The sequence below is a fragment of the Halanaeroarchaeum sp. HSR-CO genome, from assembly GCF_024972755.1.
In the GTDB taxonomy this organism is placed as follows: Archaea; Halobacteriota; Halobacteria; order Halobacteriales; family Halobacteriaceae; genus Halanaeroarchaeum.
Genome location: NZ_CP087724.1, coordinates 506,430 through 526,452, shown reverse-complemented (window position 1 = coordinate 526,452; position 20,023 = coordinate 506,430). Strand labels below are relative to the sequence as shown.

The 20,023-nt window shown below is 66.8% G+C and carries 23 protein-coding genes; 14 read left to right on the top strand and 9 right to left on the bottom strand.

The window, feature by feature from the left end; translation table 11 throughout:
* Nucleotides 1–63 precede the first annotated feature (63 nt).
* Together HSRCO_RS02775 and HSRCO_RS02770 are read right to left on the bottom strand one after the other, a co-directional pair.
* Nucleotides 64–1,005, bottom strand: a complete 942-nt coding sequence (locus HSRCO_RS02775; protein WP_259518876.1) for a homoserine dehydrogenase — start codon at nucleotides 1,003–1,005, stop codon at nucleotides 64–66.
* Between the two features lie 2 nt (nucleotides 1,006–1,007).
* Nucleotides 1,008–1,538 (bottom strand): amino acid-binding protein, encoded by a 531-nt coding sequence (locus HSRCO_RS02770; protein WP_259518875.1) that lies wholly within the window; start codon nucleotides 1,536–1,538, stop codon nucleotides 1,008–1,010.
* Nucleotides 1,539–1,684: 146 nt separating this feature from the next.
* Here HSRCO_RS02770 and HSRCO_RS02765 point away from each other — a divergent pair, with 146 nt between their 5' ends.
* Nucleotides 1,685–2,239 (top strand): response regulator, encoded by a 555-nt coding sequence (locus tag HSRCO_RS02765; RefSeq protein ID WP_259518874.1) that lies wholly within the window; start codon nucleotides 1,685–1,687, stop codon nucleotides 2,237–2,239.
* Here the strand turns inward: HSRCO_RS02765 and HSRCO_RS02760 are convergent.
* Nucleotides 2,236–2,592: a DUF5518 domain-containing protein gene (locus HSRCO_RS02760; RefSeq protein ID WP_259518873.1), complete on the bottom strand. Its 357-nt coding sequence runs from the start codon at nucleotides 2,590–2,592 to the stop codon at nucleotides 2,236–2,238. The genes HSRCO_RS02765 and HSRCO_RS02760 overlap by 4 nt on opposite strands.
* A gap of 155 nt (nucleotides 2,593–2,747) precedes the next feature.
* On the opposite strand from HSRCO_RS02760, the gene HSRCO_RS02755 reads away from it, so the two are divergent.
* The 4 genes from HSRCO_RS02755 (at nucleotide 2,748) to HSRCO_RS02740 (ending at nucleotide 6,150) form a co-directional block, all read left to right on the top strand.
* On the top strand, nucleotides 2,748–3,758 hold the full coding sequence (locus HSRCO_RS02755) for a thiamine pyrophosphate-dependent dehydrogenase E1 component subunit alpha (protein ID WP_396266420.1): 1,011 nt from the start codon (nucleotides 2,748–2,750) through the stop codon (nucleotides 3,756–3,758).
* Nucleotides 3,755–4,774 (top strand): alpha-ketoacid dehydrogenase subunit beta, encoded by a 1,020-nt coding sequence (locus HSRCO_RS02750; protein ID WP_259518871.1) that lies wholly within the window; start codon nucleotides 3,755–3,757, stop codon nucleotides 4,772–4,774. The genes HSRCO_RS02755 and HSRCO_RS02750 overlap by 4 nt, the downstream gene beginning before the upstream one ends.
* On the top strand, nucleotides 4,771–5,025 hold the full coding sequence (locus HSRCO_RS02745; RefSeq protein WP_259518870.1) for a lipoyl domain-containing protein: 255 nt from the start codon (nucleotides 4,771–4,773) through the stop codon (nucleotides 5,023–5,025). The genes HSRCO_RS02750 and HSRCO_RS02745 overlap by 4 nt, the downstream gene beginning before the upstream one ends.
* Before the next feature lie 81 nt (nucleotides 5,026–5,106).
* Nucleotides 5,107–6,150 (top strand): Cdc6/Cdc18 family protein, encoded by a 1,044-nt coding sequence (locus HSRCO_RS02740; RefSeq protein ID WP_259518869.1) that lies wholly within the window; start codon nucleotides 5,107–5,109, stop codon nucleotides 6,148–6,150.
* A 21-nt stretch (nucleotides 6,151–6,171) separates the two neighbouring features.
* Here HSRCO_RS02740 and HSRCO_RS02735 read toward each other — a convergent pair whose 3' ends face one another.
* Both HSRCO_RS02735 and HSRCO_RS02730 read right to left on the bottom strand, forming a co-directional pair.
* A complete protein-coding gene (locus tag HSRCO_RS02735) occupies nucleotides 6,172–7,269 on the bottom strand; it encodes an iron transporter (protein ID WP_259518868.1) in 1,098 nt (365 codons plus the stop codon).
* A 52-nt stretch (nucleotides 7,270–7,321) separates the two neighbouring features.
* On the bottom strand, nucleotides 7,322–8,614 hold the full coding sequence (locus HSRCO_RS02730) for a Tat pathway signal protein (protein ID WP_259518867.1): 1,293 nt from the start codon (nucleotides 8,612–8,614) through the stop codon (nucleotides 7,322–7,324).
* Between the two features lie 256 nt (nucleotides 8,615–8,870).
* On the opposite strand from HSRCO_RS02730, the gene HSRCO_RS02725 reads away from it, so the two are divergent.
* From HSRCO_RS02725 to HSRCO_RS02715, 3 genes are read left to right on the top strand one after another with little or no spacing between them, the layout of a single operon-like run.
* Nucleotides 8,871–10,010, top strand: coding sequence for a hypothetical protein (locus tag HSRCO_RS02725; RefSeq protein ID WP_259518866.1), 1,140 nt, complete (start codon nucleotides 8,871–8,873; stop codon nucleotides 10,008–10,010).
* Between the two features lie 60 nt (nucleotides 10,011–10,070).
* The gene (locus HSRCO_RS02720) at nucleotides 10,071–10,724 is read left to right on the top strand and encodes an MBL fold metallo-hydrolase (RefSeq protein WP_259518865.1); all 654 of its coding nucleotides are present in this window, start codon (nucleotides 10,071–10,073) and stop codon (nucleotides 10,722–10,724) included.
* 56 nt (nucleotides 10,725–10,780) lie between these two features.
* Nucleotides 10,781–11,104, top strand: coding sequence for a DsrE family protein (locus HSRCO_RS02715; RefSeq protein WP_259518864.1), 324 nt, complete (start codon nucleotides 10,781–10,783; stop codon nucleotides 11,102–11,104).
* Between the two features lie 29 nt (nucleotides 11,105–11,133).
* Here HSRCO_RS02715 and HSRCO_RS02710 read toward each other — a convergent pair whose 3' ends face one another.
* Nucleotides 11,134–13,299, bottom strand: a complete 2,166-nt coding sequence (locus tag HSRCO_RS02710; RefSeq protein WP_259518863.1) for a thioredoxin domain-containing protein — start codon at nucleotides 13,297–13,299, stop codon at nucleotides 11,134–11,136.
* A 131-nt stretch (nucleotides 13,300–13,430) separates the two neighbouring features.
* Here HSRCO_RS02710 and HSRCO_RS02705 point away from each other — a divergent pair, with 131 nt between their 5' ends.
* Together HSRCO_RS02705 and HSRCO_RS02700 are read left to right on the top strand one after the other, a co-directional pair.
* The gene (locus tag HSRCO_RS02705) at nucleotides 13,431–13,655 is read left to right on the top strand and encodes a hypothetical protein (protein WP_259518862.1); all 225 of its coding nucleotides are present in this window, start codon (nucleotides 13,431–13,433) and stop codon (nucleotides 13,653–13,655) included.
* Between the two features lie 65 nt (nucleotides 13,656–13,720).
* Nucleotides 13,721–14,374 (top strand): MarR family transcriptional regulator, encoded by a 654-nt coding sequence (locus HSRCO_RS02700; protein ID WP_259518861.1) that lies wholly within the window; start codon nucleotides 13,721–13,723, stop codon nucleotides 14,372–14,374.
* Nucleotides 14,375–14,643: 269 nt separating this feature from the next.
* Here the strand turns inward: HSRCO_RS02700 and HSRCO_RS02695 are convergent, their stop codons facing one another.
* Complete coding sequence (locus HSRCO_RS02695) at nucleotides 14,644–15,318, bottom strand: helix-turn-helix domain-containing protein (protein WP_259518860.1); 675 nt, start codon at nucleotides 15,316–15,318, stop codon at nucleotides 14,644–14,646.
* Nucleotides 15,319–15,486: 168 nt separating this feature from the next.
* On the opposite strand from HSRCO_RS02695, the gene HSRCO_RS02690 reads away from it, so the two are divergent.
* From HSRCO_RS02690 to HSRCO_RS02680, 3 genes are all read left to right on the top strand, one after another.
* On the top strand, nucleotides 15,487–16,461 hold the full coding sequence (locus tag HSRCO_RS02690; protein WP_259518859.1) for a metal-dependent hydrolase: 975 nt from the start codon (nucleotides 15,487–15,489) through the stop codon (nucleotides 16,459–16,461).
* A 96-nt stretch (nucleotides 16,462–16,557) separates the two neighbouring features.
* The gene (locus HSRCO_RS02685) at nucleotides 16,558–17,124 is read left to right on the top strand and encodes a hypothetical protein (protein WP_259518858.1); all 567 of its coding nucleotides are present in this window, start codon (nucleotides 16,558–16,560) and stop codon (nucleotides 17,122–17,124) included.
* Between the two features lie 170 nt (nucleotides 17,125–17,294).
* Nucleotides 17,295–17,630, top strand: a complete 336-nt coding sequence (locus HSRCO_RS02680; protein ID WP_259518857.1) for an SHOCT domain-containing protein — start codon at nucleotides 17,295–17,297, stop codon at nucleotides 17,628–17,630.
* Between the two features lie 27 nt (nucleotides 17,631–17,657).
* Here the strand turns inward: HSRCO_RS02680 and HSRCO_RS02675 are convergent, their stop codons facing one another.
* Nucleotides 17,658–18,389 carry an NAD(P)/FAD-dependent oxidoreductase gene (locus tag HSRCO_RS02675; RefSeq protein ID WP_259518856.1) on the bottom strand — a complete coding sequence of 244 codons (732 nt, stop codon included), beginning with the start codon at nucleotides 18,387–18,389 and terminating at the stop codon, nucleotides 17,658–17,660.
* A 69-nt stretch (nucleotides 18,390–18,458) separates the two neighbouring features.
* On the bottom strand, nucleotides 18,459–19,361 hold the full coding sequence (locus tag HSRCO_RS02670) for a COX15/CtaA family protein (RefSeq protein WP_259518855.1): 903 nt from the start codon (nucleotides 19,359–19,361) through the stop codon (nucleotides 18,459–18,461).
* A gap of 98 nt (nucleotides 19,362–19,459) precedes the next feature.
* Here HSRCO_RS02670 and HSRCO_RS02665 point away from each other — a divergent pair, with 98 nt between their 5' ends.
* Entirely contained in the window at nucleotides 19,460–20,011 is a 552-nt protein-coding gene (locus HSRCO_RS02665) for a plastocyanin/azurin family copper-binding protein (RefSeq protein WP_259518854.1), read from the top strand.
* The last annotated feature ends 12 nt before the right edge of the window (nucleotides 20,012–20,023 follow it).

The following is a 20,023-nucleotide window of genomic DNA, read 5'->3' as shown; positions in this document are numbered from 1 at the left end:
TGCGAACCGGCCCGGGCGAGCGCGGGCGGTCCGAACAGGTGTCAGTCGTGGCGGCGTACCGGGTCAGTCCAGGCGGTCGACGTCGGCAAGCACGGCGCTCGCCGTCTCGGGCCCGCCGGCCCCTCGACCGCTGATGTTGAGGCGGCCAGCGTGTTCGGTCTCGAGCTGGACGATGTTCATCGTTCCAGAGACGGCCAGGGTGTCGTGTTCGGGGACGAGACGGGGGCCGACGTGGACGCCGTCATCGGTGACCTCGACGATGAGGCGAACGGTGCGCCCGTCCTCCGCAGCCAAATCGAGCGCACTCGTCGGCAACTCGGTGATGCCCTCGACCGTCGCGTCCTCCAGCGTGTAATCGCCGCCGTCGAGGACGTTCGCCACGATGACTCCCTTGAGTGCGGCATCGGTCCCCTCGACGTCGAAGGACGGATCGGCCTCCGCCACGCCGAGGTCCTGGGCCTCCGCGAGAACGTGTTCGTAGGAGAGCCCCTCCTTCGCCATGCGCGTGAGGATGAAGTTCGCGGTTCCATTCAGGACGCCCCGAACCGCGGTCACCCGTGACGGGCCGACACCTTCGATGGTGGCAATGGCTGGAATGGCACCGCCGACCGTCGCCTCGAATCGGACCTCGCCCGCCGACTCGGCGGCGAGAGCCATCACCTCGTCGTACCGTTCGGCGACGGGGCCCTTGTTGGCGAGGACGACGTGCCGATCACGGTCGAGTGCAGTGACGAGGTTGCCAAAGCCTGGCTCGGCGTCGCCGAGGGTCGTCGGCGTCGCCTCGACCAGCACGTCGTAATCGGCCTGGAGGACGGCTGCAGAATCGGCCGTCCCGACCGTTCCGGTCTCGTCTTTGGTCGCGAAGACGTCGCCGATGGAGAGTCCGTTCTCGTCGACCACGCTACCACCGGAGTCGGCGATGCCGACGACGTCGTGACCGTACTCGGGGGCGAGTTCGGCGACCGAGCGGCCGACCGCGCCGGCACCCATGATTGCGAGCCGCATCGTCAGGCCTCCCCCACGAGCGGTTCGATGACCCGAAGGTCCTTCGCGGCAGCGACCCCCCGGACGTTCCCGATGGCATCCTCGATCCGGCCGGCCTCGGTGGCGAGTCGAATCCGGGCAGTACTCACGTGGTCGGTTCCCACCTCGCCCGACAGGGAGAGGTCGATCACCGAGACGTGGGCGTTCTCCTCGATGCGCTCGATGGTGTCGGAGAGGTCCGTATCGATGAGGTGGCCGACCAGGAGAAGCGTCACCTCCTCGGCGTAGCGTTCAGTACCCGCCTGGATGACGTTGACCCCCTGGTCGCGGAGTGCGTCGATGATCGTCTCGAACTGGTGAGCTGTCGCCTCCAGGTCGATCTCGACGGGAATCCGTCCCCGTGGCGTGAGCGATCCGCGCTCGTGGAAGATGCTGAGCAGGTTCCCCCCTCGGTCGGCGATCGGTTCGAGCGCCCGCAGGAGTTCGCCCGGCTCGTCGGTGAGTTCGAGCCGGACCGTGTGGGCCTGCCGTGGCCCTCCGGGTTCGTCGTCCATACCCATTCGTCGGTGGTCGCGGCGCTATAAGCCTTCGGCGCCGGAAATACTGTCCAAGAGAGCACGTAGGAGGTTTTATAATGGATACACGAAAAGCACCGCACAGCAGATGGTGCGAAGGGACCGCGGCAACGGGGTAATTTAGCATGTCCGATACGAAGGACACCGTGCTGCTCGTCGACGACGAGACCAACATCACCGCGCTGTTCGAGGCGTGGCTCGAGGGCAGTTACGAGGTTCGAACGGCCAACTCGGGGGCAGAGGCGCTCGAACAACTGGACGATTCGGTCGACGTGGCCCTCCTCGACAGGCGGATGCCCAACCTCTCCGGCGACGAACTCCTCCAGGAGATGCGAGAGCGGGGATTCGGGATCCGGGTGGCGATGGTGACTGCGATCGATCCCGACTTCGACGTCCTCGAGATGGGCTTCGACGACTACCTCACGAAACCGGTGTCGCGCGAGGACCTCGAGGCCATCGTCGACGACCTCCTGAACCGGAAACAGTACGACGAAGACGTTCAGCACTACTACTCGCTCGCCGCGAAGAAGGCGGCTCTCGAGACGTCGAAACCCGCCTCCGAACTCACGGAGAGCGAGGAGTACGAAACGCTCCTCGAGGAACTCGACGCGGTCGAAGAGCAGATGGACGAGCAGTTGACCGTCGACGAGGACTTCATCTCGGCGTTCAAGAACCTCTAACGGTACTCTTCTGCGATGTACGCGCCCAGATAGCCGCCGATCGCACTCAATCCTACGGTGTACACCAGGCCGACCCCCAGAGCGAAGAAGACGAACACGAACCCGAGGGCGGCGCTCGGTTCGAAGAGGGCGCCGAGGAAGAAGATACCGCCGAAGAGTACCATCCCGATGAGCAACGGTATCGCCGCGATGGCACCGGCGTACGCGCCGATCCGGAGTCCTTCCGAGCGGTCCCCACCCTGGAGATAGCCCGCGACACCGCCACCGAGGACGGTCGAGAAGGGCAGGAAGGCGAGGACCACGCTGACGATGGCACCGATCAGGGCGTTGAGGAGGGTGTCGTCTCGTGCCATGGTCCGTGATTCGTCCCGGATTCGGATGAACGTTCGGGCCAGGTTCGTTTCATTGTCAGAACAGTAAGATGGTAGACTGATTGATACGTTTATGGTGTCAGCTTATCAACTATTGGGCGTGGGTTGCGATGCCAACAGAACGACAGCTACGACAGATGTACGAGTGGATGGTAACGGCCAGATACTACGAGGAACGACTCCAGGAGGAGTATCTCGAGGGCAAACAGCCGGCGTTCGATATCTCGGCCGGCCCGATCCCCGGCGAGTTGCACCTCGCAGCGGGGCACGAATCGTCGGCTGCCGGCGTCGTGTCACATCTTCGCGACAGTGACACGGTCACCGCACCGCACCGGCCCCATCACGTGGCCATCGCGAAGGGCGTCGACCTGGATCGGATGACGGCGGAGATATTCGGGCGAGAGACCGGCCTCGGAAAGGGGAAAGGCGGGCACATGCACCTGTTCGACCCCGACGTGAACTTCGCCTGCAGTGGGATCATCGCACAGGGTGTCCCACCTGCCGTCGGGGCTGCGCTGGCAGCGAAGAAGCGGAACACGGACGACATCGCCGTTGCCTTCCTCGGGGAGGGCGCCATCGACCAGGGTGCCTTCCTCGAATCGCTCAACCTCGCGAAGGTCCAGGACCTGCCCGTGGTCTTCGTCATCGAAGACAACGACTGGGCGATAAGCATGCCGAAAGAGCGCATCACCGACGTCCAGGACGGCTCCCGGCGTGGAGAGGGTCACGACATCCCCCACGAACGCGTGGGACACGACGACGCCGTCGAAGTGTTCGAGGCCGCACGGGAAGCCATCGGACGTGCCCGTGACGACAACGGACCGAGCATCCTGGAGGTACAGGTGCACCGCCGGATGGGTCATTTCATGGGCGACGCGGAGGCGTACCGCCCCGAAGAGGATAAAGAGGCCGCACAAATGCGCGATTCGATCGAACGACTCGAGGCGACCATGGAGGACGCCGGAATTACCGCCGACGAACGGGACTCGATCAGGACCGACGCCCAGGAGCGCGTCGACGACGCTATCGCCTGGGCGAAAGATCAGCCCGAACCCGAACCCGACGCTGCCTACGAGGACGTCTTCACCAACCCGCCGTCCGGGGTCACGGACGCCGAACCGGCGACCGACGGAGGTGAAACCCAATGACCGATCGCGAACGCACGATGAGCAGAGCGATGGTCGACGCCATCGCCCACGAGATGCGCGAAAACGAGGAGGTCTTCGTGATGGGCGAGGACGTCGCCGATTACGAGGGCATCTTCGACAGCACGACCGGCCTCCGCGAGGAGTTCGGTTACGATCGGGTCATGGACGTCCCCATCTCGGAGACGGCGTTCATCGGGGCCGGCGTGGGTGCCGCTCAGTCCGGCATGCGGCCCATCGTCGAGTTGATGTTCGCCGACTTCTTCGGCGTCGCGATGGATCAGATCTACAACAACATGGCGAAGAACACCTACATGAGCGGCGGAAACGTCTCCGTCCCGATGACGCTCATGACCGCCGTCGGGGGGACCTACAACGACGCGGCCCAGCACTCCCAGACCCTCTACGGCACCTTCGCCCACCTGCCCGGCATGAAGGTCGTCGTACCGAGCACGGCCTACGACGCGAAGGGCCTCATGCACAACGCCATCCGCGACGACGACCCCGTCGTGTACATGTTCCACAAACGGCTCATGGGACTCGGCTGGATGCCGGCCCCCGACGGCCCGAAGACGCCGGTCCCCGAGGAGGACTACACCATCCCGTTCGGCAGCGCCGATGTGAAACGCGAGGGCGACGACGTGACCGTGGTCACCCTCGGTCTGCACGTCCACCGGGCACTGGAGGCGGCGGAAGAACTGGCCGACGAGGTCGACGTCGAGGTCATCGACCTGCGGACGCTCGTCCCCCTCGACACGGAGACGATCCTGGAGTCGGTCAGGAAGACCGGCAACCTGGTCGTCGTCGACGAGGACTACCAGTCGTTCGGAGTCACCGGCGAGATCACCGCGCGAGTCGCCGAGGCCGCACTCGAGGACCTCGAGGGCGTCAAACGACTGGCGATACCAGACGTTCCGATCCCGTACGCCCGGCCGCTGGAGAACGAGGTGCTGCCGGGAACCGACGACATCGTTCAGACGATCCGGTCGCTCGATCCGGTCCGCTCGCTGTCGCCATGAGCGGCGAACGGACCGCCGTCACCCCGGATGCCGTCTGGCCCGAGGACACCGACGAGGCCGAAGCAGTCCTCGTCGACTGGTTCGTCACCGAAGGGGCATCGGTCACCGAGGGCGAGACGCTCTGCACCATCCAGGTGGAGAAAGTAGATATCGACGTCCCCGCTCCGGCAGACGGCACCCTCGTCGAGATCGGGATCAGCGAGGACCAGGTCTGCGCGCCCGGCGACACGCTCGGCTGGATCGAGGGGTGAGGCCCGGTCGCCAGCAGCGGACCCTGCCCCAAAGCGCCGACCCGCCACAACCGCTTTCATCGCTCGGGACGAAACCCGGCCGTGATCGGAGACGGAACCCGCGGAGCCGTCGTCGCCGACGCGCGCGTCTTCCAGGAGGACTGGGTCCCGGGCGACATGCACCACCGGGACGCGGAGCTCAACCTGATGGCCTCGGCGCTCAAGCCGGTGGTCGAGGGCGACCCGGGCACCGAACTGCTCCTCACCGGACCGAGCGGGACGGGCAAGACGTGCAGCGCGAAGTACCTCCTCGGAAAACTGCGCGAGCGGGTCCTCGACATCGAGACGCAGTACGTCAACTGCTGGTCGGATTACACGCGGTACCGCGTGCTCTTCCGGATCCTCGACGGCCTGGACAGCGCGGAGGCCATCCGCAACCGGTCGTCGGCGAGCGACCTGCTGGAACGACTTCGCGAGGTCGATATCCCGGTTGTCGTCATCCTGGACGAGGTGGACCAGCTCGCTGAATCGGCCGTCCTCTACGAACTCTACGAACTCCCACACGTCGAGATGGTGCTCATCTCGAACGGGGAGGCCGAAGTCCTCGCCGGCATCGACGATCGACTTCAGAGTCGTCTCCGGACCGCGACCCGCGTGTCCTTCGACCGCTACGGGACCGACGCGCTCGTCTCGATCCTCGAACAACGCGCGCAGAAGGGGCTGCAACCCGACGTCGTCGGTCGGTCGGAACTCGAGGCTATCGCCAGGGCGGCCGACGGCAACGCCCGCAACGCCATCGCCGTCCTCCGGTCGGCGGCCCAGTTGGCCGAGAGCCGTGATCTAGACGGGATCGCCGAGGCGATCGTCGACGACGCGGTCAGCGATGCGCAGACACGGGTCAGGCGGACACTGCTCGAGAAACTCAACGACCACCAGCGCGTCCTCTACGACGTCATCGCGAGCGACGAACCGATCGCACCGGGCGACCTCTACGACGCCTACGAGGAGACCGTCGAGGAGCCTCGAACGAAGCGGACGCTCCGAACCTACCTGACCAAGATGGAACAGTACTCGCTGGTTGTCGCCGAGGGGTCTGCCCAGGGCCGGCGATATCGGACTGGCGACCCGGGGCCCGACGACCGATAGCCGCCTGTCGGTCGTGGCGGCCTACAGCGTGAACTCCACCGGCGGCATCTCCAGGAATGCCGTCTCGTATCCCTCGTGGCGGGATACCTGTGGTGGCGTCTCCACGGTGACCGTCAGGTCGGTGCCAGTCACCGGTTCGGCGACGACCGCACCGTAATGGAGGGAGAGCGCCGGGTCGAGGGCCGCGTCGAGGGAGACGTCTGTGGCGGAGCCGTCGCGGTCCAGAGACGCCGAGAGCGACATGAACGGGAGTCCGAACCGATTGTGTGGCGTCCGCGGCGACACCGACAGATAGGACTGGTCCGCCGACGCACCGAATCGGGCGGCGTCGTCGACGATCGTTACGGTGAAGGCGGCGTCCCCGCTCGTGGCCGACCCGAGCGTCCGCCCGGGGAGGTCTCCCATGGTTGGCACCGTCGACGTCGGCGTCATCGACATGTCCATCGCGGGCACCGCACCTGGGTCGCCCTGTCTGTCCGGGAACTCCGTGACCGATAGTTCGTCGCGTTCGGCCCGGGAGAACTCGAAGTCGACCGAGCAGGTCGTCCGCTCGTCGGGAGCGTCGGGCATGGACTCGGATCGGGGGAGCGAGGGCGGTGCGATCCCGATTTCGACGTCGTAGGACCCATCGCCTGGGAGAGTGACGTTGTCACCGAAGTGAAAGCCCATCTGCTGGGAGAGCATGGACCAGGGGTTGAGGGATGTGACCGTCTCTTCGCCGACGGATATCTCCACGTCGGGACTCGCGTCGGGCAGGACGATCCCGGACGCCCGGTCCCAGATCGTGGCCATCAGGTGGACCGAATCGTCCTCCCGGATCGAGACGCGTTCCGTGCGCGTCCCGGTCACCAGCCAGAACCGGTGTGGATACCCGTACGAGAGCGCACAGCCGTACGGTCCCGCCTTCTTCATCCCCGCCATCACCATCTCCTCGGTGTGCGTGGGATGATAGACGGCATCGGGTCGATCCTCGACGACCGGCGGTGCATATGGCGACTGCCACTGGAGGAGGTCCGAACAGCCGGCGAGGCTGGCGGTCCCGACTGCCCCGACCGTGCCGAGAAACGTTCGTCTATTCGTCGTCGGTTCGGACCGGCTGGGGTCGCTGTCTCGTGTCATTGGTTCGGATCCGGCTTCATCGCGTGGATGGCTCGGTTCGTCCTCCCTCGCGTCACTGGCTCACTTCCGTCCCCGGGTTCGCCGGTGGGAGCGCGCGCAAGGAGCGCGGTGGGACGAGGTAGTTCCCTCGGTGGTGGACCGCGATGTACTGGAGGAGGCCGTTGTTCGTGCGCGTCCCGACCGCCGTCTCGGCGGCGACGTCGGTCCCGTTCATCGCCGCCCGGGTCCTGACGAAGTCGTCGATGGTCTCCTGGAGGGCGAGAAAGTGCAGGCCGGGGCGGTCGCCGTCCGTCGAGTCGAAGTCGCGCCGGAGGATGATGGGCGAATCGTCCTCGCGAACCGAGAGCATCTTCTGGGAGTGGCCGGCGATTCCGTACTCCCGGGCGGCCGCTTTCGGATCGGCGCAGTCGTCCATCTTACTCGACGTGCCGAGGTTCTCGCCGACGCCCTCGACCGTCCCTGCTTCGGCGTGCCCCGGGCAGAACATCTTGGCCACCCGCTGGTATCGGTCGTCCTGTTCGTACCACTGTTCGAGGTCGATGGACATGGTCGAGAGGTGTTCGGTCGCCCCGCCGGCGAACGGTCCGGACTCGATGGTCACCCGGTCCTCGCTGGCCTGGTTCTTCTCGAACCCGGACTTGAATCCCATGAAGAACGGCGCCTCCTCGGGAATGGCTCCCTCGGAGACGTCGGCGACGTCCGTGTGTTCTGCGGGCAATCCAGCCCCCACGAAACCGGTTCGCCGGTCGACGGACTGGAGAACGTCTGTCACGCCCGCAGTCACCTCGACGCCGTTGATCCGTCGACTGTTCCCGCGGAGCGCCTGCTCGGCCCGCAACACGACCTCTGGCAGGTCGCTCGCGAGGTGCACGAGAACGTCCGCGTCGTCCATCTCCGGGTTCTCGAACGGCGCGAGGGGTTCGGGGTGGGGCAGGTCGACGCTTTCGGGGAGGGGATCGTCGAACCGGTCGAAATACGAACGGGAGTACCCGACCGTGAAGAGGAGTCCCCGGTTGCTCCTGGCGTACGCACGTTCCAGACTCCCAAACGCCGACGCGACGGTGGACCGCATCTCCTCGGTCGGTGGCCCGGGCTCGGGAAGGGAGAGCAGGACGAGGACGTGGTGGCGCGCGTTCAGGACGTTCCCCGCGTCGTCGGTCGCCAGCACGTCGTTCCAGGCGTGCTGACGCGCCGGCAGCGACGAGCGGTCCTCGGGACCACGAGGGACGTCGACCGTCCCCTCCTGTTCGACGCACGCCGAGAGCCCCACGGCACCGCCCACCGCGACGGCACGCTTGAGGAACGAGCGGCGGGAGACCCCATCGACGCTGTCGCCGGTCGTCATCTACACGTACTGGGAGCGGACGAGAAAAGGGGGTTCTGGTGCGAGTCTCGATACTGGCTTCGCGGTCCCGTCGCCGAGCGTCGTCCGATCCGGCGCACGGGCCCTTTACCGACACCCGACCAGAGCGAAAGCGCGCGAGAAGCAGCGACGATTGCCGAGAACTGGTCGTGGCGGTCCTGGAGCGCGTTCGGCACTTCGAACCGCACACCAGAACGCCGTTACCGTGACCGGTCGAAGTGACGGCCGAGCCGACCCCATGCACAGCGAATCGAGCCATTCCGTGATCGCACTCACCGGCGCCGTGAGTGTGGTAAGCCTCGCACTCGTCCCCGCCGCGTCGGCACACACGGGGACGACCCACGCGGGGACGCCGCACTGGCTGCTCCTCGGGCTCTTCGCCCTGGGGCTTCTCCTGCTCGCCGGTTCTCCGCTCGCTATCGCACGCGGGATGCTTTCAACACGGTGGGGTGCCCCAGCGATGCTGGTGGGCTTCGTCGTGGCCGGCCTCGGTGCCATCGGCCTGGTCGAGATCCAGGTCGTGGCGACCGTCGGCCCGTCGTTGAACCACCTCTATCCGCTCGCGAGTCTCCTCGTCGGCACCACCGTCATGATCGCCAGTCTCCTCGTCACCCGACGCTACTGGCCGGACCGCCCCCGATATGCCGCGCTGGGGACACTCCTCGGCGCCTGGATCGTCTATCCAGTCACCTTCGCGAACGACGGCATCACGAATCCACTGGGCTACGTCATCGTGGTGAGCCTCCCGCTGCTCGTCGGCTACGTCGTCTGGCGAGACGCCAAGCCGGTCCTCCGGTCGGCCTTCGACAGTTCGTTCTCGCGCCGCGTTGGCGTGGGTACCGCCATCTTCACGACCGTCGTCGTCGCGTTCTCCGCCGGCACGGTGACCGTGAACCCCGACCCGGGCGTCAACACCCCGACTGAGGGATTCGTCAAAGCGTTCCCCGTCGCCGACCCGCTGGTAACCTGGCCGGCAATCGAGTTCTTCGTCCCGGCGATTCCCCTGGCGGGGATGGTCTCGGTCGGGACGGTCATCCTCTTCGGGGTGCTCGGCGGGCTCGTCGGCCTGAACGCCGCCGTCATCACCGACCAGTGGCAGGCGGGCCGCGACCTCTCTCTACGGGGGTCGCTCGTCGGCTCGCTCACGACGACCGGCGCGACCGCCTGTTGTTGCTGTGCCCCGGCGATGTACGGCGTCGTCAGCGCCGTCTTCGGTACGGCGGCGACGCCAGTGTACTGGGCGTTCATGGACACCGCCTCGCCACTGAGTTCCGCGTTCCTCACCGCGAGCGTCATCCTCTTGACCGCCAGCCTGATCCACGCGGCGAGCGGCCCTGCCGGGACCGAAGACGACCTCGCAGCCAGCGTCTCGCTGTGAACGGTGAGCGTGGACGTCCCGTCACCGAACGAGGGTCGTTAAGTGTCGGTGGGACAATGTATGGACATGGACATTCGAGACGGCGTGTACGCGTACGACCTGCCGTGGGGATGGGGAGACATCGAGGAGCCACTCTCGGTCGCGATCGTCGAGACCGACGAGGCGACGGTGCTCTTCGGGACTGGCGACGACTCGACGGCCGACGACCTGCGAGCGGTGCTCGAAGACCACGACGTGGACGTCGCCGTCGCCGAGCACGGCGATATCGACCACTTCGGTGGGATCCCGGCCCTCAGGGAGCAGTTCGACCTGACGGTCGCGATTCCGGCCGGCGATACCCAGTTCCTCGACGACGCGGGGGTCCACTACGACGTCGAAATGGCGGCGGGCGAGACCTACTGGGGGTTCGAGACGATCGGGGTTCCGGGCCACACCCCCGACAACCTGGCCTACCTGTACGAGGACGTCCTCCTGGCGGGTGACGCGGTCTGTGGGAGCGACTCCGCGTTCGCCATGGACGGGGACTGGCCCGGTGCACTGGCGCCACTGGCAGACGAGTTGAACGCCGACACGGCCCAGACTCTCGAGAGCGTCTCCCTGCTCAGCGGCCACGACGTCGAGACGGTACTGACGGCTCACGGGCAGAACGTTCTCGAGGACGGCGAGGCGGAGATAGCGACGCTCGTCGAGGCCATCGACGCGATGGATAGATAGGAGAGGGGTCCGCCACGACCGATACACCTTCCAGGGACGTCCCCGTTCGGCCCAGCATGGAGATCGGCATCATCGTGGAGACGAACGACCCCGGAACGATCTGGAACGGGTTCCGCTTCGCGAACACCGCACTGGACGCTGGCCACGACGTGCGGACCTTCCTGCTGGGAGATGGCGTCGAGGCCCCCGACCTGCGAGGAGACGGCGTCAACGTTCACGGAGCCATGATCAAGTACCAGCGCAACGGTGGCGAACTCGACGCGTGCGGGACGTGCATGGACTCCCGCGACCTCGAACCGACCGACCTCAGACCACACTCGACGATGGACGACCTGCTCGACATCGTCGAATCGTCGACGAAGACGGTCACGTTCGGGTAGGAGCGTCGGCAGTCGGCCGGCCGTCCCCGTCAGCCGACCGGTCGGAACTCGTCGATCCACTCTTGGATATGGGCCACCTCCTGGAGCGGCGGTGAACAGGCCTGCCGGCAGACGAACGCGGTCGGGCCGTCTCGGGCCGCACGACCCGCCCAGATCGGCGGTGCCTCGTCGAGTGAGAGTGCTTCGAGCCACTCGGCGAGCGTCTCGTCGTCCGGGGGCCGCCGGGTGAGCAAGCGGGCCTGGACGTACTGCTCGCCAAGCATCTGCCGCCACCCGCGGGGGATGGTTTCGGCGGCAATCGTCACCTCGAGGTGGCCCAGTGCGTGGTCGTCCGCTGCGAGTGCCAGCGTCGAATACTGACCCGGGGCCTCCCGTATCGATTCGGCGTGTGTCCTGAGCACGCGCTCGGCCACCGAGGCGAAGCCGCCGTCGGGGTCGAAGGCGTCGAGCGCCGAGAGCACCGCGACCGCGACCCCGGTACTCGAGGGCGTCGACTGATCCGAGACCTCCTGGGGCCGAACCGGGAGCCCATCACCCTGCTCGGTCGTGAAGAAGAGCGTCTCCTGGGCATCGTCCCAGAAGCGGTCCCGAATGGCTCGGCCCAGGTCGAGCGCGAAGGCGAGCGGCTCGAGGTCCCCGGTCGCACCGTGGAGTGCGAGGGCGCCGCGGGCGAGGAAGGCGTAGTCCTCGAGGTAGCCCTCTCCCGTGACGTCGCCGTCCTTGTAGCGGTGCGCGAGCGTCTCGCCGTCCCAGAGGTGGTCGCGGACGAATGCGAGTGCCTGGGTCCCCATCCTCGCGTATCGCTCGTCGTCGAGTGTGAGTGCGGCCTCGGCGAGCGTGGTGATCAGCAGGCCGTTCCAGCCGGCCAGCACCTTCTCGTCGCGGGGTGGCCGTGGGCGGTCGTCCCGTGCGGCGCGGGCCCGCCCCGCCGCCACCGCCAGCAGTGACTCGACCGTCTCCTCGTCGCGGTCGAAGTCGTCCGCCAGTTCCGCGACGGACGTCGACTGCGTGAGAACCGACTGCCCCTCGAAGTTCCCCGTCTCGGTCACGCCAAAGCGTGCCGAGAACAGGTCGGCGAGCACTCCGGCCGCGGCGTCTGAATCGTCGATTGCGGCCTTCTCGTCCATCGCTACCGTGACCGACTGGGGCGTCCACGTGTAGAACACCCCTTCCTCGCCACGTCCCTCGGTTTCCCGGTCGCCCGGTGGGGGACTCCTGGCGTCGAGGGTGCTGTAGAAGCCACCGTCGGGGTGCCGGAGTTCGCGGTCGACGAAGTCCACGGTCTCCGCGACGACGTCGGCGTAGCGCTCCTCGCCGGTCAACTGATAACCGGCGAGGAAGGCCCGCGGAATCTCGGCGTTGTCGTAGAGCATCTTCTCGAAGTGCGGGACCGTCCAGTTCCGATCGACGCAGTAGCGGTGGAAGCCGCCCCCGAGCTGGTCGCGGAGTCCGCCCTCGGCCATGGCATCGAGGGATTCCGTTAGGACCGCTCGCGCCTCCTCGTCACCGGTCCGGTCGGCGACCCGCGCCAGGGCGAGGAGTCGGCCGACCTGGGGGAATTTCTGCCCCCGGCCGAATCCGCCGTAGGTTCGGTCGGCTTGCTGGACGAACGAATCGGCGGCTCGTTCGAGGAGGTCGCTGCCGGGCGTCTTCTCCGAGGGAATCGGCACGTCTTCGAGTTCACCCTTCGCTGCCGCCAGCCACTGCTCCGCCCGGGCTTCGAGGTCGTCACGGTCGGTCTCCCAGGACGCCGAGATATCGTCGAGGAGGTCACCGAATGCCGGACGGCCGTGTTGTGCCTCGTTCGGGAAGTACGTCCCGACGAAAAAGGGGCGGCCATCTGGGGTGAGCCAGACCGACAGCGGCCAGCCACAGCCACCCTGGGAGACCAGCCGACAGACGGTCATGTAGATGCTGTCGATATCCGGTCGCTCCTCGCGGTCGACCTTGATGGGCACGAACTCCCGGTTCAACCGTTCGGCGACGGCGGGGTCCTCGAAGGACTCCTCGGCCATGACGTGACACCAGTGACACGACGAGTAGCCGATGCTGAGAAAGATGGGAACATCCCGTTCGCGTGCGGCCTCGAGAGCCGCGTCGTCCCAGGGCTGCCAGTTGACGGGATTGTCGGCGTGGGCCTGGAGGTACGGGCTCTCCTCGTCCTCGAGGCGGTTCCGCTCCGTTGGATCGGTCATGGACCATCCTACGATCGCATGGGGTGAAACGGCTGGCCTGCCCGCGGGATTCGCCCCTTCGCGGGCGCCCGCTTGCGGCGGAAACCGAGGCGGTGGCAATCGGTATGTGGGCGGAGCGCGTAGCTGTCAGTATGCCAGAACATGCGCTCACCGCCGGCGACGAACTGTTCGACAAGACCGACGCGACGTTCACGGTCAGCGAGGTCCACGAGGACGGCAGCGTCACCCTCGAGATCGACGACGGCGATCGGATCCAGCGCACCGCCACCTGGGACGAGACGGAGATCACGACCGCCCTTCAGGAAGGGCTCCTGGAGACCAGCGATGGAAAGAGCGCCGAACTCGTTACCGCCTGAACGACGCCAGACCGACACATTGTAACCGCGGGACGGCCTACTGAAGGAGAACGAGGTAGCACACAGTGAAACGACGGACGGCCGACGTCGTCGTCGGTGGCGCCATCGCCCTGGTCGTCATCGCCGGTCTCATCGCCTCCTGGCAGGCCTGGCAGGCGTCCCAACGGGCCAGTTCGGGGATGATGATGAACGGCATGATGACCACCTCGATGTCCACCGGTCCCTCCCCCATCTGGATCCTCTTCGGGACCGTCGCGGTCGTCGCGATCATCGGGGTCGGGTACGTCGTCGTTCGCGAGGAGAGGACGCGACAGACCGCCCCGCGGTTCGAACGGTCACCGTCGGCGGCACACACCGCAACCGATGGCGTGGTGGATGGTGCCGAGAACGTCGCTGGAACAGGGTCCGAGACCGCCACGACCGAGGAGCAGGATGACGGTGCCGACTCCGAATCGACAGCGAATGGGCAGGAGTCGGCCGGGGTGTCGTCCCGGCCGTCGGTGCTGGACGTCCTCCCCGAGGACGAACGACGGATCCTCGAACCGGTGATCGAATCGCCCGGGGTGACCCAGATCGCACTCCGCGACCGCGCCGACTTCTCGAAGAGCAAGGTGAGCCAGACCGTGAGCGACCTGGAGAAGCGCGGCCTCCTCAGCCGCGAACGACAGGGACGGACCTATCGCATCTACCCGACCGACGAACTCACCAACCAGGGGTGAGGAGGCCACTCGACACGACCGGCGGGAAAATTGTCGCGGTTCCGTGATCGGCCGGCGAAACACGACCGTCGGCGGTGGGACGTACCCAATAGAGTCCACCGTCGGTCGTCACTGACGTAAACACCCTCGTGATTCAAGCAACCGCTTGTTGTGGCTGTACCCGAAATCCACGCTGGGGGAGCGCGGGAGGAGAGGATGCTCGCGAGACGAACCGACCGGTACCGGCCCCGTGTCGGCCCCACCGGTTCGGATTCTCATCGTTTTCCGGGTCATTGCCCCGATAGCTCGTCCGCTGACTCGATATCCGGAAGCACGACGTTGGTGATGAGCGACCGGGTCCCGCGTCGGATCCGCTCGGACGCCGCCGTGTCGGAGATATCGAGTTTTTCGCCCAGCGTCTCGAGTCCCTCCGTTCGCGGCACCTCGAAATACCCCAGTTCCAGCGCGGTGACGAGCGCCTCGCGCTGGGCAGCCGTCAGTCCAGTATCGAAGTCGTCGCTCCGCCGCGGTTCGTACACCCGGTCGATCTCGAAGTCGATCCCCTGCTCCCGAGCCGTATCGAAAAACCGGGCGATGGCTGCCGAATCGGCGAATCCGAAGTGACAGTCCCACCCATCGACGGTAACGGTGGCATCACGTACCACACTCGCGGTGTCGAGGAGGATGGGATAGAGGTCGGTGTCGGTACCCGACTCGGTCAGTTCGACCTGGCAGAGGTAGCGGTCGTCGACCGGAATCGTACGTACTACCTCCTCGACAGTCGGATCGTCGGCCACGGCCCGGCGGAAGGCGTCACCGTCCTCGACGGACGCCCAGAACAGGAGTCGAGACCCCGTAGACGTGGGAGTGTTTCGCACCCACTGGAGTTCCGCCTCGGGAACCTGTCGGAGGGTCTCCCGGAAGATGGGATGGTCGAGGCGGAATCTGACGTACACCATGCTCATCTATGGTACACACTCCGCTAGCCTGTATGCCAACAATCATGAAGGTTCTCCCCCGGTATCGGGGCTACCAGAGGTAATCTCCTGCACTCCCCTGGCCCCACCCCCCACCCCGACGAGTTGGACGGTACCCACAACACACACGTCGTCGCCCCGCGAAGGGGGGCATAGATGTTCGTCGGTCACGAGTTCGCCGCGTTCGCCATCGGGGTCGTGGTGGCCCGCCGTCTCGGCGCGAACGACGCGACCGCCCTCGCTATCGGTGTCGTGGCCGGTGCAAGCGCGATACTACCGGATCTCGACCTGCTCGTGGCGGCGGTCGCCTACGCCGACAGCCTCGGGGGACCGGCGACCGCCTCCTGGGACGGCCTGTGGAGCGCCTCGACCGCCATCCACCGTGGTCTCTCGCACACGCTCGTCGGTGGAGTGGGCGTCGCCGTCGTTCTCACGGCCGTCGTCCACGCTCGACGGACGGCGGGGGCTGGATCGAAGACGGGATCACTCGGGGCTATCGGAATCGGTCTCGTGGCGACGGTCGGCCTCGTCTCGGTGGCGCGAGTCGTCGGCGCAGCGAGCGAGATGCTCGCCATCGGGCTGGTCCTGCTGGGGGCCACCGTCCTCGGCCTCGTCGTCGCGGGTCGCACGTCGCTCGGAGTGCGAGCGATCCTCGGTGGAGCGCTCGTCGGCCTCCTCACGCACCCGTTCGGAGACGTCTTCATGGCGACGCCACCCGCCGTGTTCTACCCCTTCGAGGTCACCTTCCTGGCCGATAGTGTTCGCTTCGCCGCCGACCCGACGATGAACCTCGTGGGTATCGCGTTCGTGGAACTGGTGACGGTGTGGGCCGGGGTGGCTGCGTTCGCGAGCGTGACCAGCGTCTCGCTCCGACGGGCAGTCGACCCGCTGGCGGCACTCGGTCTCGCCTACCCACTCGTCATGGTGTTCGTCCCCCGCCCCACGATGGTCGATGCCCACTGGCTGGGGTTCACGCTCGCGCCGTTCGGCATCGTGGGAACCCTCACGCTCCTCGGGAGACACCACCGGCGCCGGGACAGGCTGCTGCGCGCGCTCGTCACCGGACTCGCGACGGTAACGCTCGCCGCCGGCTCGTACTCCTTCGCGTACCTGCTGTTCTTTCGCCCGTAGCCCTGGGCCGGACCCACCACCCGACCCCGTCCGGACGCCGCCGACCGGACGACCGGCCCACAAGGAATTTACCGGATTGTGGCCTTCCAACCTATCGTGCCCTCCACTCCGCACCTCTCCGCACATCTCGCCGTCCTCGTCGTCTCCCTGGTCCTGACGGTCGTCGCCACGGTGTGGGCGATGACCGAGCGGGGATTTCCGGGTGCGCCACTCCGCTGGCCGGTGGTATTCCTCCGCCGGGTCGCCGACGGGTTCCGGGCCGGTGGCCGTGAGACGGTCTACTGGGCCGGAATCGGCCTCTACGCCGTCATCGTGTCCGTCATGCACTTCGGCGGCATCCAGTACGACGTCTACACCACCCTCCACTGGTGGGACCTGCTCACCCACGCCCTGAGTGGCTTCGGCGTCGCCGTACTGTTGTACCTGACCTTCCATCAGCCAGCAACGGAAACGCACGCCCTCCGATGGCTCGTCCCGGCGGTGCTCGCGTTCGGGAGTGGCTTCGAGGTGTACGAGTTCGTGTTCAAGGACTTCTGGTACCGGTGGACGGTCGAGTTCTACCTCGTAGATACCCTCGTCGACCTCGTCGCCGGTGTCGCCGGGGCCGTCGTGTTCGTCGGCCTCGTCGCCGGCTATCGATTTCTCTCGCTCGAGCGGCGCTGAACGGCGGCCGAATGACCGGCGAATCCGGCGGCTCGCCCGAATCCGGGACGTGTGAACGGTCCGAGCGCTCGTGAACGATTAGAGCCGATTAGAAACCGTTTCGGGCAACCTCACCCGTTCGTTTACGCCCAAGGGAGTAATTCCTCCCCGGGCCAAACCCCGGCTGTACTATGAGCGCAGCCCAGATCGGAACGCTCGTCTTCCTCGCACTCGCGGGACTCCCCGTCCTCGCCGTCAGAACGGTGGCCGCCTACGGTAGCCCCGGCATGCCGGGTGGCGGGGGATACGGCATGACTGGAGGCACAATGTTCGGCGGGTTCCTCTGGCCGCTACTCCTGATCGGGGGCGTCCTCGCCCTGCTCTACTGGGCCGGCGATCGCGGTGGCGCGGACCACCACGGCGACGATCGCACGGATTCCGCGATGGAGACGCTCCGGCAGCGGTACGCCCGTGGCGAACTGACCGAAGAAGAGTTCGAAGAGCGCCGGCGTCGGCTGGAACGCTGAGCTTGCAACGAGCCGCGACGTCGACGACTAGTTTTCGACGCTCGGATGCTGGTCCGGTGTCTCCGAGTGCGGTTCCCTGGACGCCTCGGCCATCCACTCCAGCGACTCTCGTTCGCGGTCCAGCCGTTCGGAGTCGTCGATCTCCTCGACGCCCGGCGGGACGTCCCGACCGCGACCGGTGAAGTAGCCTTCCGGGGCGACCCAGTCGTGATAGAACGGCACGTCGGCCGCCTCGAGCAGCGTCACCGCGACCTCGGCGCCGTGGCCCGCCGCGACGACGGTCTGGTGCGGTTTTCCAGCGAGCCGACCGGCGGCGTAGAGGCCCTCGACACCGGTCCGTCCCCGTTCGTCGACAGCGACGAAAGACTTCCCCCGCTCGACGATCTCGACGCCCTCGATCCCCGACAGGTAGCCGGTCTCGGTCTTCGTCGCCGCGATGGCCCGCCGCGCGCGGAACTCCTCGCCCGCCGCGGTCTCGATGGCGAACCCGTCCTCGGTCTCTCGAAGATCGGTCACGGTCGCCTCGCGAAGCGTCGCACCGGCCCGTTCGGCCTGGTCGGCCATCGAATCGAGCAGGAGTCGGGCGTTGACGCCGGCCGGGAAGCCGGGATAGTTCTCGAGGTGGGCGTTGCGCCGGAGCAGCGGGGCACCCGCGTCGAGAACGATGGTCTCGAGGTCGTGACGAGCGGTGAAGATGCTGGCCGATCGGCCGGCGACGCCGCCGCCGACGATAGCGACGTCGTACTGTGGTTCGGTCATGACGGTGGGAACTGATCGGGCCGGAATCATAAACGCCGAGAAAGCGACCGCCGTCGCTGGTATCGACGGTTACAGTCGGGCTGCTGGCTGCCGGCGAGATGCGCGGGAGGCGACCCACACGAGCCACCCGAACGCGACGAGCTGGACGAACAACAGGACGTAGGTCACGACCTCGATAGAGGGGGTGATGATGAAGATGCCGATGACGAAGAGCGCGTTGCCCGTCCCGATGGTCGCGCCGAGGGTCCCGACGATGGCGGCATCGATAGTATCGAGTTCGCGGGCCCAGAGCGCCGCGGCGAGGAATCCGGCGACGGCGAGGTGACCCAGGAAGTGATAGACTGCCTGGACCGAGGGCCAGAACGTGAACACCAGGTCGCGGGCGAACACCGCCTGGATACCGGTGATCCCCACCCCCGCGACGGCGAGGAGATACAGCCGTTCGGTGCTCGCGCCGCGTCCTGTGCGCTGGTCCACCCAGACGAGTGCCGCCACGAGCGAGAGGAAGATGGCGAAGGCCACGACGAAGTGGAGCAACTGGACCGGCGGCGAGTATCCGCCCGGAAACAGCGTCGCGAAGGTGACCGTCACGCCGCCGACGACGACCTGGAACGGGAGCAACAGGGCGGCGAGCCAGGCGGCACGGGAGATACGCGTCCCGGGGTACGCCCGCCAGAGGACGAGAGCGTTCCCCAGGATGACGTACCCGGTGAACATCGCCACGAACCGGTGGAACCACTCGATGAACTGCGGGATGGACAAGCCGATGGGCGAGAGCTGTCCGGCACACCCGGGATAGGTGTAGTTACAGGTAGCGCCTGACCCGGTCGCGGCCGTGAACTCGCCCAGCAGGACGAGGAAGAAGGTGAGCCCGGCCGTGAAGAGGGCGACGCCCCTGGCGTGGTCGATCAGGTAGCCACCCACCCGGTCGAGGAGCGTCCAGCGCGGCAGGCGGTTCGCAAACGAGACCATCGTGACTCGATAGCAACCCACCCTACTTAGGCTCACGTGAAAGGGGCACCCGTCACGCCGAACCGAAGGGCTTTGTCACGGTGGAACCTGCCACTGGTATGGATCGCCGTACGTTCCTGGCGACGGGTGCCGCCACGATGGGGACGGCTCTCGCCGGGTGCCTGGGCCGGGCGGACGTCGGCTACGACGTCGCGATGGTCTCGAACGGCTTCGTCCCGGCGTCGGCCATCGAGGTACCCGACGACGCACCGGATTGGGTCCCCCCGGACGTGCCGACCGTCGAAGTCCGCGTTGGCGAACCACTCGTCTGGGAGAACACGGGGTCTCGCATCCACACGGTGACGGCCGCGACGCGGGCCCACCCCCACGCCCAGGACATGCTCGGAGCGGGCGGCCACGACGGCGGCGATGCCGCCAGCCACGCCGGTGGGGTGCCACGACTCCCCGACGGCGCGACCTTCTTCGCCTCCGGCCAGTTCGACGACGAACTCACCGCCGTGCAGTCGTTCATCGACGAACTCAACGGGGGTGGCGCCATCGCCCCCGGCGAGCGATACGCGCACTCTTTTCACACGCCTGGCTGGTACCACTACTACTGCATCCCGCACGAACCGGCCGGGATGGCGGGGAACGTCTACGTGAGAGAGTAGTCCGGGCGTCGT